Below are 17,812 nucleotides of genomic sequence, written 5' to 3'. Positions count from 1 at the left end.
ATTTCACAACTACGATCTTAGAAGGGGCACTAGGTCAAACGATTGGGAAAGAAGAAAGCGCTGGTGACGCTCGGAAACACCTTGCTTCGAATCATTTACCATATGCTCTTCAGCGGCGACCTTATGAAGAGCTCAGACCCGACTATTTGAACCACTTCCGTTCCCAAAATGAACGTAAACAAAGCCAGATGATTAAACAGCTTGTAGCGAGTGGCTTTGTCGTGACAAAGGTCTGCCCCCCCTATTTTTACACTAACTTCCACCCAAGAACTGCTAATGGGTAGTTCTACTTTGTTGTGCTCTGAATAAGAATGCCTGCTAGGTGATTTTTATAAAAAAATTTGTTTCTATAGAGTTTTACAGATTGAATATTCAATTCTATAGAATTAGTATATTTTGCTAAATTTCTATGCTACTTTAGAGAAAAAATAAATTTATAACTGAGGAAGTGAAAAATAACTGGAATTTGTAGAAGAAATAATAATTTCAAATTATTGAAACCTACAATCACATAAAAGGAGAAAAATTATTAAATGAATTCAAAATGGTATAAAGATATCCCCGTATCTATTAATAATGCTTTCGGCGATCCTCTTACGGAAATACAAATAGAAGACACTATTGCCAAAATAAACAGTCTGAAGAACCATGCAGCTCCATATAACATCATTACAAAAGCAGTTATCAACGATGAGATATACAGTAAATTGAAAGATGTTGAAAAAACAGATAATTTCGTGGTTATGTACTCTCTTACCGGTTTAGATGAAGGAGGATATTCTTTTCAAGAGCGATTAGAGACTATTGAACTTTTGAATAAGTTATTTGGGAAAGTAATTATTTTAGTGCGGCCAATCATTCAAGGGAGAAATGATCATTATAAGAATCTTGAAAAAATTGTCAAGGTCGCAAAGAATACCTCAGGAAGACTCATTACTGGAGCTATTCATGATGAATTCAAACGAAAAAATGTGAAGACAGAAGTAAGAGATCACTTAGTCGAGATTTGTGAAAAGAACAGCATTAAGTATTTCCATAAATCAAGTTGCGCAGCAGCTGACATTACCAATAGCAGATGTTGGATGCATGATTTACAGAAGCCGGTTAACCTGGATGTAGTTGAGCGTTTGGGTTATCAATTTAATCTTATAGATGATCGGATTTGTCTAAAATACGCAACTGTAGGTGATTTGAATTTTATTAGAATGATTACCAAGTCATATATATTAACAGAAAATGTTTTAAGTGGTTATAATTTATTGTCAATTAGTAATGATGATTATAAATATGAAGTATCATCAAGCTGGTATTCATGGAGTAATAACACTGCTTGTGAGATCAATTGTGATTATTGCATTATCCATTCAATTGATTACTTAGATAAAGAATGCCAAATAGGTGTTAAGCCAAGCGATATTGAAGCGAAATCTCAAAAGGCATTTAAGATGTCTAGTGAGTATACGGAAATGCTGAAAAAGGGAAAATTTATTTCTCAATCCATAAGAAAACAACTAGGTTACAATGACGTTCGAAATACGCAAATATGCAAGGCGAATGCTTATTTGTGATTACTGTTTCTTGTTTGAGTAATTATTTCACGCCAAATTTTTTAGAAGGGAGAATTATATGATTTCATTAAATAATGGTTATGCATTTGGAAAAGTACACATTTGGAGTTATGACAATGAAATTGAGAATGAGGGCATAATACTCGTAATTAATAAATATTATAATGAAGGGGTATTTTGTAAAAAAATTAACTGCATCAAAGGAATAATAACGCTGGATTTAAGTGAAACCTCCCATTGTATAATATTGGCAAAATCGTATGATATCCCAGTAATAGCAGTTAATTTATCTGAAATCGAAAAAATCACTAATGATCACTATATATTTATTGAAGCAAAGGCTGGAGCTACTAATTTTAATTTATGTGAGACAAGAGAATTATGGGATAAATATCAAAAAAAGTGTGACGAGTATTTATTAGAGAAAAAGAAAAAGCTGTATTTAAAAGATGTAAAGTGCATAAGTTCCAATGGCCGAGAAACTAAAATATTTGCGAATTTGATTGTTCCTGAAGAAGTTCATCGTGTTGTAGAGTTAGGCGGAGAAGGTATTGGTGTATATAGAACAGAATTTTTGTTCTTAAATCGCAATGATTTACCAAGTGAAGAAGAACAGTTTATAAGCTATAAATATGTAGCTGAAAATATGGATAATAAGACCGTTGTAATAAGGACCATAGATATCGGCGGAGATAAAAAGATTGACTATTTAAATATTGAACGGGAAGAGAATCCTTTCCTGGGGTGTAGAGGAATTCGATTTTGTTTACGAAATATAGATATTTTTAAGACACAGCTAAGAGCTATTTTACGAGCAAGCGTGTACGGAAATGTTAGTATATTATTGCCTATGGTTACGACTTTAGAGGAAGTTCTAGAGTCCAAGAAAATTATTGAGTTGTGTAAAAAAGAACTGAAAAGTGAAGGTGAATTATTTTGTGATGTAAAACTAGGAATTATGGTTGAGGTTCCAGCCGTAGCTTATCAAATTCATAGATTTACAGAACACGTAGATTTTCTGAGTATCGGTACAAATGATCTAATTCAATATTTTTATGCGGCAGATAGAACTAATAGCAAGGTTTGCAATTTATACAAGCAATCAGATGAAGTTTTTTTTGATCTGATTAAGAATGTAATTGACATTGCGCATTCAAAAAAAATTTCCTGTACGGTTTGCGGAGAGATGGCGTCAAATCCTGACACTATAAAGAGGCTGCTTGAATATGAAATAGATGAACTATCTGTCTCAACATCGTTAATCCTTGATACCAAAGAGAACGTGATTACTTGTATATGAGATATTTAGATTAACTGTCCAGCTACTATATGAGGTGATTAGATGACGGAATCTAGAGAGTGGAAGTGGGAAATCGTTAATGAGTCCATTTGGCTGGCACCTTGCGAAGAAAGTTATTTTTATTGTGAGAAATGGAAAAAGTCCAGGAAAAAGTCCATTTTAGATATCGGCGCTGGACTTGGAAGACATGCAATTCTTTTTGCTAAAAATAATTTCGAGGTTGCTGCAATTGATTTATCAGAGTTCGGAATTAATTATTTAAATGCATGGAAAGAACAGGAGCAATTGAGCATCTGTACTAAAGTGTGCGATATGAAAAAAATACCCTTCCAAGATCATTTTTTTGATTGCATATGGGCCTACCATTCAATTTCACACACGGATAGTCTGGGTTTTTCTGAAATCTTAGAAGAAATAGAAAGAGTGCTAAAGCCTGAGGGAGAAATTTATCTTTCATTGTCTTCAAAAGATAGTGGTTTTTATAGTAAAGGTGGGTATCCTCAAGTTGATGAAAATACAATTATTAAGACAGATGAGGGACCAGAAAAAGGAATCCCTCACTATTATGTCGATTTAGATGATATTTTTGCACTTTTTAATAATTTTAAGATAGAAAGCATTCGACATGTTGATGACTGTTACAGAAATGGTGAAATTTATGATAATAAACATTATTTTATTTATGCACGCCTCTTACAAAAATGATTTTTAAGGAGATAATGATTATGTTAAGCAACAGGGGTGAAAAAAAAATAATAACTGATGAGAATAAAGTTATTTATTCAAACAAAAAAGATCTAACTTATTGCACACAAGGGGAAATCTATAATTCTGGATTCGTTAAAAAGATTAATAACGATATTTCCTTTGATAAAAAAGGAGTTTATTTATTTGAAGCAATTCGAAAAGTAGGAAAATCTATTGCAGACAAAATGGGTTGTGAAGTTAAAAAATATCCTTTGCTTTTACCGGTAGAGACGATTGAAAAAACCAATTATTTAATTAAGTTTTCACATCATTGCATTTTTTGTGATGAATTAGCTATAGATCAAGCAAGTATTAAGAAAAAATTTAAGTCAACAAATATTACTGTTAAGAAAATTAGAGAAGGGTATCTCAACTCAGCTCAATATGTATTATCACCATCAGCATGTTATCATATGTATCCTGAATATGAGAATACAGTTTTAGAAAATCCGTTAAAGATTTCTTTTGAACAGAATGTATGTAGAAATGAAGGAGTAGTGAGTGAAGATACCTCATTTGGGCGTTTGAAAAGTTATAACATAAGAGAAATAGTATTTATTGGGGATCCTGAATATGTTAGAGAAAGTTTGAATCGGGTAGAAGCCTTGATTAAAGATACATTACTCGAACTAGGTCTTAGCTTTGAACTTGTGAAAGCAACTGACAGCTTTGTGATGGCCGAAGCAAAACTATTAGAACGTATACAGATGCTTCAAGATTTAAAACATGAGTTTAGAGTTTATTTTGACAAGGAAAGAAGTATGGCGGTAGCATCAATAAATTATCATGATCAAAGCTTTACAAAAGCATTTAATATCTCGATGAAACAAACACAACAAGTAGTGTCTGGATGTGTTGGAATAGGAATTGAAAGAGTAGTATTGGCATACTTGGCTCAGTTTGGGATTGACAGTGATAAATGGAGCAGAAGCATTCGTGATTTATGTTATGAAGTGAGTAAGGCTTCATTTTAAAAAATGAATAAAGTGAGGATAGAAAAGTGAATTTTTTAAAGATTTCAGTGAAAAATTCGATGGAATATAGGTGGTCCGTTTTTTTTTCAACAATAAGCTCTGTTTTCTCCATTTGGATAATGATTATGTTGTGGAAATATTTGTATCATAATGACGTGAATATGATTACTTATATGAATCGTTATATCGTCGTTGCCAATATAATTGCTATCTTTTATTGCAGGGGAATTGCCAAAAGAATAGGAGACAGAGTCTCTAATGGAATGTTTGCACTAGACTTATTAAAACCAATTAATATATTCACAATGTCATGGCTATTGGAATTAGGTGAAGTTTTGGCTAGTTTTATTATAAAAGGATTGCCGATAATTATTCTTTATTTTAATACGATGTTCTGGAAAATAAGCTTTCATAATGCATTTTTTTGCATGCTTGCATTAATAATTGGTCATATCATTTTTGTGCTCATGTATTCTATTTTAGGATTTTTGGCAATCGTTTTGTTTGATATATGGCCATTTCAGCGTTTATTGGATGATACTATCCGTTTTATCGGTGGAGGGATTATACCACTTACTATTATGCCTGAACAGTTACGTAGCATTGCGACGCTTCTTCCTTTTCAATATTTATATTCATTTCCATTACAAATCATGTTTAATAAAATTGAAACCCAAATTATGCTCAAATATTTTTTTGTTGGATTCCTTTGGCTAATAGTTCTTATCTTGCTTAATTTGTTTGTTTATAGAAGTGTAATGAAAAAAGTTGTTATACAGGGGGGATGAGATGGAGTTTGTATTCATTTATTTTGAATTTATAAAAAAGTTTTTAAAAGCACGCATAGAATATAGATTCAGTTTTTTTAGTGGCTTCTTAGCCAATTTTTACTGCTATCTTATTACATTTTTAAGCTTTTGGGTTATTATCAACAATTTTGGCACTATAGCTGGATGGACTTTTGAGGATTTAAGCTTTTTATACGGATTAAACATATTAACCTATGCGATAGCTGGAATGTTCTTTTGGCCAGTATTTCGATTAGAGACAGAAATAACATCCGGAAATCTTGATGGATATCTAATTAGACCATTAGGTGTCATTAAACATTTGGTTTTCAGACAATTTGGGGATACATTCTTGGGACAAATTGTTGTTACTCTCGTCTTTTTAATTAAGGCATTAATTGAAATGAATACTCCTAGATCACCATATTGGTATCTATTTTTAATTATTATAATCATCAGTGGAACGATGATTCAGTCTGCTGCAATGATTTTTATCGGAAGTCTGTCTTTTTGGATGAATCGTTCCACTCAATTAGGAGATATTCTATATTATGATCTTCGTAAATTTACTGAATATCCCTTATTGATTTTTCCAAAAACAATAAGGATCATTCTTTCAACGATAATACCATGGGCGCTAATCTGCTATTATCCAATATTAATCCTCCTCAATAAGGCAAACACAACAGTAGAATGGCTGCTTGGGGGTGGAGCACCAATAATTGCATGTATGCTATTTTGGTTTGCAATTATTTTTTTTAAGAAAGGGCTAAGTCATTATGATGGAAGTGGAAGCTAATATGAAAAAAAAAGATATTATTATCAAGGCGGAAGAGGTTTGTAAAGAATATAAAATCGTAAAAAGAAATGAAACAGGTTTTAAGCATTTGCTAATAAGAAAGTATAAGCAAATATCTGCAGTAAAAAATGTGAAAATTGAAATTGGCAGAGGTGAAATAATCGGCTTTTTGGGTCCAAATGGTGCAGGAAAATCTACGACAATTAAAATGTTATGTGGTATTTTGGCTCCTACTAGTGGAAAAATAGAGGTTTTGGGAAAAGATCCTTTTAAAAATCGGAAGGAAAACGCATATAGAATAGGAGTGGTTTTTGGACAGCGATCTCAATTATGGTGGGATTTACCTGTATGCGATACTTTTTATTTACTTAGAAGAATCTATAAGGTAAGCGACAAAACATATGAGGCAAGTTTACAGTTGTTTAGAAAGTATTTAGAACTTGATTCTATATGGTTGCAGCCTGTTAGGCAATTAAGCCTTGGACAAAGAATGAGAGCAGAATTTGCTGCTTCTATCATCCATAACCCGGAGATTCTTTTTTTAGACGAGCCTACAATTGGGCTTGATTTAGTTGCAAAGAAACAGATACGTCAGTTTATTAAGAAACTGAATAGAGCATTTAATACAACAATTATTTTAACATCACATGATATGAGAGATATTGAGGAATTGAGCGATAGAATAATAATAATAGATAAAGGTGAGGTGATTTTCAATCAAACAATCAACAGCTTAAAACAAAAATATAGTGACTCTACGATTCTTTATATTTCTTTTGTAAATTCAATAGATAAATTTCCAATTTCTCAAGTCATTGAAGCCAAACAAATGGGAAATGGATATACCTGGAAGGTCGAACTTGCAAGTGATTCAATTTCAATCGGGCAGTTGATTAATGAAGTCACAAAATATGAAGAAATTGATAAATTTGAAATCGAAGAGAAAGATGTTGAAGATATTATAAGAGAAATATATCAGCATGGGGTATAACATATAGGCAGATCTTTCAATAATAAAACGGGCTTCGCCGATTCAATGTGCTTGTTGAAACATTTCGTATAGGGATAGGAAAGGTGGTTCCAGCCAGTGAATAACATGCAAAATGAAATATGTGAAGTATTGGTGGACATATTGAAGGATGAGAACATTATCGATAAGCCATTTGATGGTTCATATAACTCAAATCTCAAGGAAGAGTACGGAATGGATTCTATGAATCTAATTCGATACATAGTTGAAATTGAGGAAAAGTTTGAGATTGAATTCAATGATGAACAACTTTTGCCAGAGTGTTTTGCAACAATTTATGATATTTCCATGCTGGTAGTAGAGTGTTTAGGAACAAAATAAAAACGAGAGGAAAGAATTTTTAAATATGGGGATCATAACAATAGATGGACTGAGTGGGGTTGGCAAGACAGCAAGAGCTATTTCTTTGGCAAAGAAATTGGGCTATAGATTTATAAGTTTTGGATACATTTTTAGAGCGATTTCATATGCAAAGCTGGTTCATATTGAATTTAATATGGAACATTTTAAGTTTGAATGGCATATGGATGATTTGCATAATCCTTTTAAAATCTTTTGTCAAGGGGAAGAAATAACGGATATATTACATGGAACACCTGAAATAGATAAGATGTGCTACAAAATTTCGAAGAGTTTTGAGATTGAGAATTTAGCAATACATACGTTGAAAATGTTGATTGACCACGGATCATTTGTTATAGAGGGCCGAAACACTAATACCTTATTTTCAAATATCGAGATTTCATATTTTTTGTTTTGTTCGGAAGAAGAAAGGAATAAGCGTCTTGCTTTAGAAATGAAAAATAAGGGAAGAAATTTAAAGCAAAGTGAAGAAGTATTGCAAATTTCCAATAAGCGTGATACTGCAGATAGAGCTCTTGTCACCACATTTTTAGATGATAAAGATAAAGTGCTTTATATAGATAGTACTTTATTTACTCCTGAAGATACATTGGGTGAAATGTTGAGATATAGGAACTATTTTTTGAAAAAAGAGAGTACTCCGATGATTCTTATATGCTTGTCAAATGATTATGCAACTGTAAATAGATGGGTTGAGAATTTTCACGATAGTGCATTTACAATTAAAAAAATTATTCTGGATAAAAAATATGCTGAAGAATTAAAGCGGCAATACAGTTCAATAGATTTCTGTTGTTTGGATATGGACTTTGTTTCCGGAATAACCAATGATACTGAAAACAGTATTGTTATTGTATTGAAAAATAGCCAAGATATTTTGTTTTCTAAAATTAACGAAATATATATAAAACCGCATCTCTTTGGGAATAATTTGCTTGTTTGCTCAGCTCAGAATGATTTACTTAAACTTTTGTCACAAAAATGCTCAGCAATAGAATCTTCTTTTTCTTTTAGAACAACTTTTTTTCAGCGATTAGAGGCAAAAGAAGACATCGTGAAGTATTTGAAAGTAATAAAAAACGGCTGACTGGAGGACTACGAATTTATGGGGATATACAAAAAATTTGCAAACATTGATAATGATGTTGCTAGAAATTGGGCGGATATCAAACCGTATCAATTAAGCATTGGCATTACTCCAAAATGTAATAGTAAGTGTGAGTATTGTAACAACTGGAAAGACAAAACATCTGCGACACCCTCTGAAGAAATAATTCTCAAAATTATAGAAGACGCTAAAAGTCTAGGGGTTGAACAAGTCTTATTTTCGGGAGGAGAGCCCTTATTACATAAGGACTTTATCGATATTCACTTTCATACAAGAAATATGGATTTGGATACGTTACTTATAACCAACGGAACGATGCTTACTGATAATGTAATACAACAACTGATTAATTGTGGCTGTAAAAAAGTTGGTATCTCTCTTGATTGCATAGATCATCATGTATATAAACAAGTGAGAGGAATAGGCAATAAGAAAATCATAGAAAATATCGAGTTAATTATTAATAAATATAAGGAATTAAATCTTTCTATTTGTTGTACATTACATAAGCTGAATGTAAATTATCTTGAGAAATTATTGGATTTTTGCATGAAACGAGAAATTCCTATTCAATTTCAGCCAATAGATACTACCAGTATGAGTATAGATTTGAAGAATAAATATCAGCCTGATCGAAATGATATCTTTGAATATGAAAGGATATTTAAAAAAATATTAATGCTTAAAGATGAAGGTTATCCTATATATAATGAATCTAGTTATCTTCAAAATATTTGTAATTACTTCGAACAGCAAAAATTTATTCCTATAAAATGTTATGCACCATTTACGCAAATATCTATTAACCAAGAGATGAAGTTATTGTCCTGTTGGGGAGGTGAAGTTATTGGGGACTTACGGGAGAGTAGTCTATATTCCCTCTGGAATTCAAATAAGTTAAATGACTTCCGAAAAAAATCGTTAGATAACAAATGTGAAGGCTGTTATTATAGCTGTCACTTAAGTAAGTCTTACAATAAAATAATATAGTTATTACCGAGTTGTCATAACTCTTGTTAACAATTGGATTAGGGCAGCATATCGATAAACTTCCTTGCTGCCGAAGATAGCGGGACACTCTTAAGTGTGACAACTCCAATGTTACGGGTGGGAATAGGTGGGGTAAGTCTTATCTCGAACAGATCCCCTTGGAGCGAAAATGGCTCAGTGAAGTTGTGAATGATACAGGCGATACCGAGCCCTGCCCGGGCGAAATCTGCCAGGAGATCAACGCTGCCAAGCTCGATTTCAGGTGCGATCTCCAATCCGTGACTACGGAAGTACCAGTTGATGTGCTGTCGAATACTGCTGCCGGATTCCAGGAGAATCAACGGATAATTGACTAATATTGCGGGAGTAATATAACCTTCTGCCAGTTCGCTGAATTTTCGGGAGGCTATGAAGCAATCCTGCAAGGATAAGCTTTGACGGATAGCTACTTGCGAATCTTGGACAGGCAGGTTAATAATTCCGAAGTCGATCACTCCGTCCTTCAAGAGCCTGATGGTTTCCTGGGTTGTACGGTTGGTTACTTGAATCTTGATATCTGGATAAGTCTCGTGAAACATCTTTAAATAGGGGAGTAGGTAATGCTTGCACAAAGTATCACCGGCACCGATGGTTATTTCACCTTGCTGCAATTGATGTATTTCTACCAGCATTCGTTCTGCCGTCATAAGATGTTGAAATGCTTTTTCAATATGCTGGTATAAAATTTCTCCATTTTCGGTTAGTTTGACGCCGCGGGAGGTGCGAAATAGAAGCTGGTTGCCGAGATGAGCTTCCAATTGCTTGATGGTATGTGTAACGGCAGGCTGCGTTATAAAAAGTTTCTCTGCTGCTCTCGACAAATTTCCATAACGGGCAACCATATAAAAAACTTTGTACCACTCAATATTCCCTTCGACAAGGAACAATGATATCAACTCCATTTATATCAAGTATAATTAATAATCAATTTTCTTTATAACGATACGATGATTATAATAATAATAGGAAATTAATACAAGCTTGGAAGGGGATTGGGTCCATGTCAGTTACTGCAATTGTCGGCGCGAATTGGGGAGATGAAGGAAAAGGAAAAATTACGGACGCACTTGCGGCGAAGTGTGGTTTTGTAGTGCGATATCAGGGAGGGGCTAACGCAGGACATACCATTATTAATGAATATGGGAAGTTTGCACTTCATCTGCTGCCCTCCGGTGTCTTTCATCCCAATGTAGTCAATGTGATTGGACAGGGGGTGGCGCTTGACTTGCATAAGTTCTTTAGCGAGTTGGAGGAACTCTTATCTCGGGGCGTTCCGGCTCCAGAGCTCCGAGTTTCAGATCGGGCACAGGTTGTGCTTCCTTTTCATAAGCTGTTCGACGAACTAGAAGAGAAGAGACTGGGCGATAGCGCTTTTGGCTCCACCAAAACAGGTATTGCTCCTTTTTATTCCGATAAATATTTTAAGCTGGGAATTCAGGTGGCGGATCTATATAACACTGATAGGCTGCGGCTCAGATTGGAACAATCTCTCATTTCAAAGAATATACTTTTGGAGCATCTCTACAACGAGCCTATCCTACAGCCGGATCATTACATCGATGAGCTGAAGCAGTTGGGAGAACGGCTCAAGCCCTATGTCTGCGATACGACGGTGCTTCTGCAACAAGCATACCACCGAGGCGAGCAGATATTGGCTGAAGGACAATTAGGTGCATTACGGGATCCGGATAACGGCATCTATCCGTTCTCGACCTCTTCGTCTACCTTGGCTGGGTTTGCAACTGTGGGGGCAGGCCTGCCACCTTATGCTATGAATCGGATTGTCGCTGTTACTAAGGCTTACTCCAGCTGTGTTGGCGCGGGTCCATTTGTAAACGAAATTTTCGATGCGGAAGCCGATGAGCTGCGCCGCCGAGGCGGTGATGCCGGAGAGTTCGGAGCTACGACGGGTCGGCCACGCAGGATGGGATGGTTCGATGCTGTGGCCACACGATACGGTTGTTTGGTGCAGGGAGCCACGGAGGTTGCATTGACAAATCTAGACGTATTGGGTTATCTGGATGATATCCCGGTTTGCGTTGCCTACAAAATCAATGGCTTACAAACGGAATCATTTCCTGTTCCCGCTGACCTTGATCAAGCGAAGCCAATTTACACAAAGCTGCCGGGATGGAAAAGCGATATTTCCGGTATACGTCATTTCGGTGAGCTTCCGGACTCGGCTCAAAGATATGTGCTCACATTGGAGAAGATGATCGGTGTACCGATCAAATGGATATCCAACGGTCCGAAACGGGAGCAAATTATAGAGAAGCCATGATCAGTTGATCTCTCTTAAGGGATTCAGAGATTTGTGACCATCCTGCTTCTCAGCACTATACTCCAAAAATGATTCTATGGTTCACAAACATTTATTTATACAATAAATTATGTTAGGAGTCGTTAGAATGATTGATTTGAAACCAATGTATACAAGTGAGAGTATTAATTACTCCAAGGAAGAGTTACTTGGGAACTTGATAACTTTTTCTGGATTGGATGGCTCAGGAAAGACTACGCAGACTGAGTTATTATTGCAGGAACTAGGATCCAAGAATACAATTAAATTTAGCCATAAAATCACTCAGAATGAGGAGTTTTATATAACACTAAAATATTTATACCAGCATTCTAAAAAAATTGATCAAAAATATATCTCTTATTTAATAGCCTTTGAATACTTGCAGTTTTTTATAAATACTGTTATTTATAATTTGAAATTGGGTAATAATGTTATTTTGGACAGGAATGTCTTTGATTTATACATTGAACAAAGGTACATGTTCTCTAATGATTTTGAACATGGGTGGGATATGCTGAACAGCATTATGTCATTTGGCGTAAATATATACTTAGAAATTTGTCCTTCTGAGGCATATGAACGGATACTATCCAGAGGTAAAGCGGTTAAAGAACATGAAAAAATTGAAAACCTTACGGTTAGAAAAAGGGGATATGATTTATTGGTGAGCAATGAAAATATACATGTTTTTGATGCTAGCAGAAGTAAAGAAGTTATTCATCAAGAAATAATGGAACTGCTAAAACTAAAATATGCATAATATTCGATTCATTGGACTTGATTAAATAATGGAGATGAATGTTATAAATATGAATAATAATAATGTCTTTTTGATCAATTTATTGAAACAGTTCTTAAAAATAGACTCAAAGAAAATCACTGAAGGTGAAATATTGAGGCTTGATTGGGAAGATGTTTTATTTCAAGCAACTGTTCATAGAATTCTACCAATTCTATATAAAGAAATATTGAATTGTAACTTAGCATATTTATTAAATGCTAATCTGCTTAAACTTCTACAAATTTTTTCACAGCAAACAAAAGAGTTAGACTTAAAATTACAATTAGAAGCATGTGCACTATCAGAAATGATTAATGAGAATAATATGGATGCAGTCATAATGAAGGGACCTTTAAATTCTTTTTTTCTATATCCGGAAAGTGGTTACAGGATTTATGAAGATATAGATATTTTAGTAAGTAGAAATAAATTGAAAGAAATGAAAGGATTATTGGCCAAGAATGGTTATAAACAGGGGACTATTGAAATTAACTCACAGTCTTTCAAGGGTGCTAGTCGGGAAGATATCCTTTTAAAAGAAATGTGTACTCATGAGACCGTCGAATATCATAAATTGGATATTAATAACATGTCTGATGATATTATGATTGATGTAAATCATTCTTTATCTTGGAAAGGGCATGATAATTATCGTGGATTTCCCCATTTCTCCGCGATAAATTTACTAAAAAGAAGAAAAATTTATGTCGGCTATAATATGAAAATGATAGGGCCGGCGCCTGAAGACTTATTGCTTCATTTAATCCTTCACTTATTCAATGAAGCAATTTTCTTTTGTTGGCAAATATGTTGGTATTATAATTTCGGAGACATACAACTTATAAAGTATGTTGATATTCTATTAGCCTTTAAAAAAATAGATAACTGGGATTTTGTAGATTCATTAATAGTTGAATACGACATAAGTGAGCCTGTAGAATATGTCATGACTTGCATTAATGAATTGTTTGGAGAAAATGCTGTACCAAATGAGTTGAAAAAATATATAGTAAGCATAGATAAAATTGATTTTTATTATAATAAATCTGGGAAGAAAGTTTTCTGGAAGCTGCCCATAATAACAAGGGTTTTCAATCAGAAGTTAAGCGTTGACGAAGCTCTAAAATACAATAGTAAAGAAGAAATAATGTAAATGCGATTTTTCCACTTGTAAAGGTTTGGTATAACGTATTGTACTAACTGACGCCGAGCGGGAAATGCTTGAGCGGATCAGCCATGCTCGTTCAGAAGAATATCGTCGGGTAGAACGTGCTCGCGTTCTCCTATTATGCAGACGGCCTAAGCATCCCCAAGATCGCAGAAACGTTGGGAACCACCGTATCCAAGGTCAACCGTTATGTCGACAAAGCACTGGCACTCGGGCCAGAAACTGCACTGGGTGAAGAGCAGCGTTCCGGCAGGCCTCCTGTCGTCACACCCAAGCAAAAGCCTGGGTTCTTTCGTTAGCCTGCCAAAAGCCAAAGGATTTAGGCTACTCCTATGAAGTTTGGACCCAACGTCTGTTGGCCCAGCACGTGCGCAATCACGCGGCATCGGAAAGTCATGAATGTCTTTATCGCATGTCGCCCAGTAGCGTGTTTCGGCTGCTTGCCGCCCAAGACTTGCAACCCCATAAGGTTCGGTACTACCTGGAACGCCACGATCCCGACTTTGATACCAAGAGGGCAGAAGTGCTATGTGTGTACCAGCAAGTTGAGTTCATTCTGGAGAATGAAGAGTTAAAGCCGCTTTGCGACGTTTATTTGTCGTACGACGAGAAACCCGGTATTCAGGCCATTGGCAATACAGCCGAAGACCTGCCTCCCGTTGCGGGTGAGCATCCTACCATAGGCCGTGATTCTGAATATAAAAGATATGGAACGCTGAGCTTGCTGGCGGGCCTAGACCTGGTGACGGGCGAAGTCATTGGTTCCGTGGAGGATCGCCACCGGAGCCGAGAATTCGTCGAATTTCTGAAAAAACTGGATACTCACTACAGCCCGGAATTACGCATTCAAATCATTTTAGATAACCATTCCGCTCACATATCTAAAGAGACGAAAGCGTATTTGGAGAGTGTCCCGAACCGCTTTGAATTCATCTTCTTGACACCTAAACACGGTTCGTGGCTGAATGTGATTTGAAAGCTTCTTTGCCAAGATGACGAAACAGGTGCTTCGTCACATTCGTGTGAAATCGAAGGACGAATTAAAACAACGAATCGAACTGTACCTTCAAGAAGTCAATGAGAATCCAATCCCCTTCCGTTAGGAGTACGGCTTGGAACATTAGCTTGAAGAAACGTTATTTCAGGAGCGATCTACTAGGACCTTGACCGAATCAAATTTCAGGATAGAGGTGTCTTAATTTTCCTCTGGCCTGCTGGGTCGTGAAATGCCAATGGACCGCTTTCTGTCCCAAATTGCGATTCACTTCCCAAGCAGTTGCTTCATGCTGTAATTGCTCCATCGAGTCGATTCGTCGATGCAGACATTGAATCGTCAATGCGCTTAGCTCGATTTCAGCGATGTTCAGTCAGCTTCCATGTTTGGGGGTATAGTGGATTTCCAGACGCTTAGCCAGGGAGAGCGCAATTTCAGGAGTAAACGTTTCATATAGCGACGAAATCGTATGCGTTTTCAAGTTATCCATGACTAGCCGAATTCGCTTTGCCTGGGGATAATGAACGTCAAGAAGCTCCCGGATTTGCTGGGCCTAATCGGCTTTGGTTCGTCTTTCACTGACGTGGACGTGACGCCACCCGGCTAAAGGTTCCGTGAACAGGAATAGGCTGCAACTGCCCTTACGCACATATTCGTAATCTTCCCGACGTACCTTTCCGGGGTTCATAAGTTCCGGTGGACGGGAATGATCGAGCAGTTGTACGGGCTATTCATCCATACAGATCAACGGAATTTCCGGGTCATAGGGAAGGGCATACGTTTCTAAAATGGCCTCCATGCGGGCAACAAATTCGCTACTGGCTTTGGTGGGAATACACCACTGTTTTTTCAAGTGAGGCTTAAGTTTTGTTTTTTTAACGTGGTCCGAATCGTTTCCGCTCCCACGGATTCCAGAATCTTGAGCTCGATCACCCGGCGGGTCAACAAACGAATGGTCCAGCGAGCATATCCCTCGGGAGGTTCTGAACAGGCTAACGCGATGATTCGGGCTTCCACCTCGCCGATTATTGGCGAAGGACGTGCCGGTTCGGCGCGCTGGCGTAACGCAGCGTCTAGTGCAGGCCGCGAGTACAGTAGTCCTTCACCGTATTCGATACGGTAACTTCGCTGACCCCTGAGCGCCGTGCAATCTCAGCCTGCGTTGGAATCGCACCTTGATTTTCATCCGCAGAAGCAACACAAGGCAACGATGACGAATCCCTTTGGATGTGGCATCCGCATGAAGGAGGGTTTCGATCCATTCCCTTTCCTTCACTTGGAGTCGAACCTCGTATTTTTTGTTCATCAGTGGGCCCTCCTCAAGTTCTTCTTGTGAGGAGCCTAAATTATAAATCAAAATTGGTCAAGGTACTAGATACAGTTTGTAGCCAAACCTTTTGACCTTGTTGCCAAAGGTATAGCAAGGGCTCAGTTTAATGCAAAATGCTCACATTAAAAATATGATATGAGCGACAAGAAGAAATATTACGTTAATTTTTTGACAAGTGAGCAAGAGTCAAGAAATCGGTTACTGAACCAATTATTGCATTTTTTTAATTATTAAGTATAATAAACTTTAGATTGTATATAGCCTTATACCATTCTAAATCAGCACCCGTTCAACATTGTTCAAAAATAATCTATTTTCGTTAGAAGGACCCTCTGCCCATAAATTATTTTCAACAGACTTCGTTATGGGGGTGTCATTTCATTTTTTATTCGCTTAATTATTATAACCGTTACATAACAAAAAAAGGGGAAAGGCTATAAGGAATTCCCATCAGATTATATGATCTGGTGAATTCATAATTGTTTTTTATATGCTATTTTATCAACAACATGAATGAACTGTTATTTAACATCTGCAAACTCGTATCATTTCATCAATTGTATGCGCTTTTATAATAATTCCAGATTATTCCCTGGAGGTTCTGAATTTGAACATACATTCCATTAATTCCGCTTTTTTTCAGATATGGTTTGACACTAACAGTAGTTTTCGTTTTCAATATGGTAGCAACAGAACCCTTCTTGTTATTGAATGCCTTTCGAGTTTGGTTTGTATAAACAAAGGTACAAGAGTGGATGCACATAAAGGTCAAATACTTATATGCGATGAAACAACCTATTTTAGTGCAAAAAATGAACCTACATCTTTTCGAGGTATTACCCTTTCTATAACAGAACCTACCTCTTTACCAATAATCATATTAAACAATGGAATCGAGAAAACCATCCTTGTATTATTACGTAAGATTTTTAGCAGTAATGAGAAAAATATGAATAAGACCTATGCAAATGAACTTAAACAAGTAATGTCTGTCATCTCAGAATATTATCTACATATACAAGCAAAACATTCACAAAGGAAAAGTATCAGATACATAGATTCTCGATTAATATTTATTCATAGATATATTAGGACTCACTTTTCCCAACCTCTTACTTTACAACAATTAGCTGATCTCATAAGCTGTAACCCAGTATATCTTTGTAACAGATTTACAAAGGTATTTAAAATATCACCAATAAAACAAATCCAAAAATTCCGAATGGAAGAAGCTCAAAAGTTATTATTGCAAACAGATATGAGCGTATTAGAGATATCTAGGACACTAAGCTATGTGTCCTGTTCACATTTCTCAAAATACTTTAAAAGATATTTTGGCATCACTCCATTAGATTATCGTAAAAAGAAAGTGAAAAATATGTAAAAAGTTTAGAGCTTATCCCTCAATAAAATCAACGGAGTAACAGGGGTCATTTTTCTACAGACGATAAGTGCACAAGCAAAACTTGGTAATTCCAGACCTTCTTTTCAAAGCGACCTAGTGCCCCTTCTAAGATCGTAGTTGTGAAAT

General features: G+C 35.9%; 18 protein-coding genes and 1 pseudogene. 16 read left to right on the top strand and 3 right to left on the bottom strand.

Annotated elements, in window-relative coordinates; genetic code table 11:
* The 11 genes from L691_RS33615 to L691_RS0114985 all read left to right on the top strand — a co-directional run.
* The coding region (locus tag L691_RS33615) for a hypothetical protein (protein WP_232229197.1) at positions 1-284 on the top strand (284 nt) is incomplete at its 5' end.
* Between the two features lie 249 nt (positions 285-533).
* Positions 534-1,568 (top strand): hypothetical protein, encoded by a 1,035-nt coding sequence (locus tag L691_RS0115030; RefSeq protein WP_025691301.1) that lies wholly within the window; start codon positions 534-536, stop codon positions 1,566-1,568.
* Between the two features lie 58 nt (positions 1,569-1,626).
* Positions 1,627-2,868 (top strand): phosphoenolpyruvate--protein phosphotransferase, encoded by a 1,242-nt coding sequence (gene ptsP, locus L691_RS0115025; protein WP_025691300.1) that lies wholly within the window; start codon positions 1,627-1,629, stop codon positions 2,866-2,868.
* A 42-nt stretch (positions 2,869-2,910) separates the two neighbouring features.
* On the top strand, positions 2,911-3,573 hold the full coding sequence (locus L691_RS0115020) for a class I SAM-dependent methyltransferase (RefSeq protein WP_025691299.1): 663 nt from the start codon (positions 2,911-2,913) through the stop codon (positions 3,571-3,573).
* Positions 3,574-3,593: 20 nt separating this feature from the next.
* Positions 3,594-4,589: an aminoacyl--tRNA ligase-related protein gene (locus tag L691_RS0115015; protein ID WP_025691298.1), complete on the top strand. Its 996-nt coding sequence runs from the start codon at positions 3,594-3,596 to the stop codon at positions 4,587-4,589.
* 59 nt (positions 4,590-4,648) lie between these two features.
* Positions 4,649-5,377: an ABC transporter permease gene (locus tag L691_RS0115010; protein WP_036737192.1), complete on the top strand. Its 729-nt coding sequence runs from the start codon at positions 4,649-4,651 to the stop codon at positions 5,375-5,377.
* A gap of 1 nt (position 5,378) precedes the next feature.
* Positions 5,379-6,176 (top strand): ABC transporter permease, encoded by a 798-nt coding sequence (locus tag L691_RS0115005; RefSeq protein ID WP_025691296.1) that lies wholly within the window; start codon positions 5,379-5,381, stop codon positions 6,174-6,176.
* Entirely contained in the window at positions 6,157-7,167 is a 1,011-nt protein-coding gene (locus L691_RS0115000; RefSeq protein WP_051459378.1) for an ABC transporter ATP-binding protein, read from the top strand. Before L691_RS0115005 ends, L691_RS0115000 begins: the two co-directional genes overlap by 20 nt.
* A 105-nt stretch (positions 7,168-7,272) precedes the next feature.
* Positions 7,273-7,527, top strand: a complete 255-nt coding sequence (locus tag L691_RS0114995) for a phosphopantetheine-binding protein (RefSeq protein WP_232229199.1) — start codon at positions 7,273-7,275, stop codon at positions 7,525-7,527.
* A 25-nt stretch (positions 7,528-7,552) separates the two neighbouring features.
* Entirely contained in the window at positions 7,553-8,656 is a 1,104-nt protein-coding gene (locus L691_RS0114990; protein ID WP_025691293.1) for a (d)CMP kinase, read from the top strand.
* Positions 8,657-8,674: 18 nt separating this feature from the next.
* On the top strand, positions 8,675-9,667 hold the full coding sequence (locus L691_RS0114985; protein ID WP_025691292.1) for a radical SAM protein: 993 nt from the start codon (positions 8,675-8,677) through the stop codon (positions 9,665-9,667).
* Positions 9,668-9,705: 38 nt separating this feature from the next.
* Here the strand turns inward: L691_RS0114985 and L691_RS0114980 are convergent, their stop codons facing one another.
* Positions 9,706-10,593 (bottom strand): LysR family transcriptional regulator, encoded by an 888-nt coding sequence (locus L691_RS0114980; protein ID WP_025691291.1) that lies wholly within the window; start codon positions 10,591-10,593, stop codon positions 9,706-9,708.
* A gap of 113 nt (positions 10,594-10,706) precedes the next feature.
* Between L691_RS0114980 and L691_RS0114975 the strand changes: the two genes are divergently transcribed.
* The 4 genes and pseudogenes from L691_RS0114975 to L691_RS33610 form a co-directional block, all read left to right on the top strand.
* Complete coding sequence (locus L691_RS0114975; RefSeq protein WP_025691290.1) at positions 10,707-11,987, top strand: adenylosuccinate synthase; 1,281 nt, start codon at positions 10,707-10,709, stop codon at positions 11,985-11,987.
* Between the two features lie 127 nt (positions 11,988-12,114).
* Positions 12,115-12,768, top strand: coding sequence for a dTMP kinase (locus L691_RS0114970; protein WP_025691289.1), 654 nt, complete (start codon positions 12,115-12,117; stop codon positions 12,766-12,768).
* Between the two features lie 49 nt (positions 12,769-12,817).
* On the top strand, positions 12,818-13,942 hold the full coding sequence (locus L691_RS0114965; RefSeq protein ID WP_025691288.1) for a nucleotidyltransferase family protein: 1,125 nt from the start codon (positions 12,818-12,820) through the stop codon (positions 13,940-13,942).
* 331 nt (positions 13,943-14,273) lie between these two features.
* Positions 14,274-14,933, top strand: a pseudogene (locus tag L691_RS33610) (IS630 family transposase); the annotation flags it as partial.
* Positions 14,934-15,324: 391 nt separating this feature from the next.
* Here the strand turns inward: L691_RS33610 and L691_RS34295 are convergent.
* Complete coding sequence (locus L691_RS34295; protein ID WP_408634750.1) at positions 15,325-15,495, bottom strand: transposase; 171 nt, start codon at positions 15,493-15,495, stop codon at positions 15,325-15,327.
* 305 nt (positions 15,496-15,800) lie between these two features.
* Positions 15,801-15,968, bottom strand: a complete 168-nt coding sequence (locus L691_RS33605) for a hypothetical protein (RefSeq protein WP_232229196.1) — start codon at positions 15,966-15,968, stop codon at positions 15,801-15,803.
* Between the two features lie 920 nt (positions 15,969-16,888).
* Between L691_RS33605 and L691_RS0114950 the strand changes: the two genes are divergently transcribed.
* The gene (locus tag L691_RS0114950) at positions 16,889-17,665 is read left to right on the top strand and encodes a helix-turn-helix transcriptional regulator (RefSeq protein ID WP_025691286.1); all 777 of its coding nucleotides are present in this window, start codon (positions 16,889-16,891) and stop codon (positions 17,663-17,665) included.
* Positions 17,666-17,812 lie beyond the last annotated feature (147 nt).

This window comes from Paenibacillus zanthoxyli JH29 (genome assembly GCF_000520715.1).
Lineage (GTDB): Bacteria > Bacillota > Bacilli > Paenibacillales > Paenibacillaceae > Paenibacillus_AQ > Paenibacillus_AQ zanthoxyli.
Note: the sequence above shows the minus strand (reverse complement) of the source record. Positions and strands in the feature narration are given on the sequence as shown.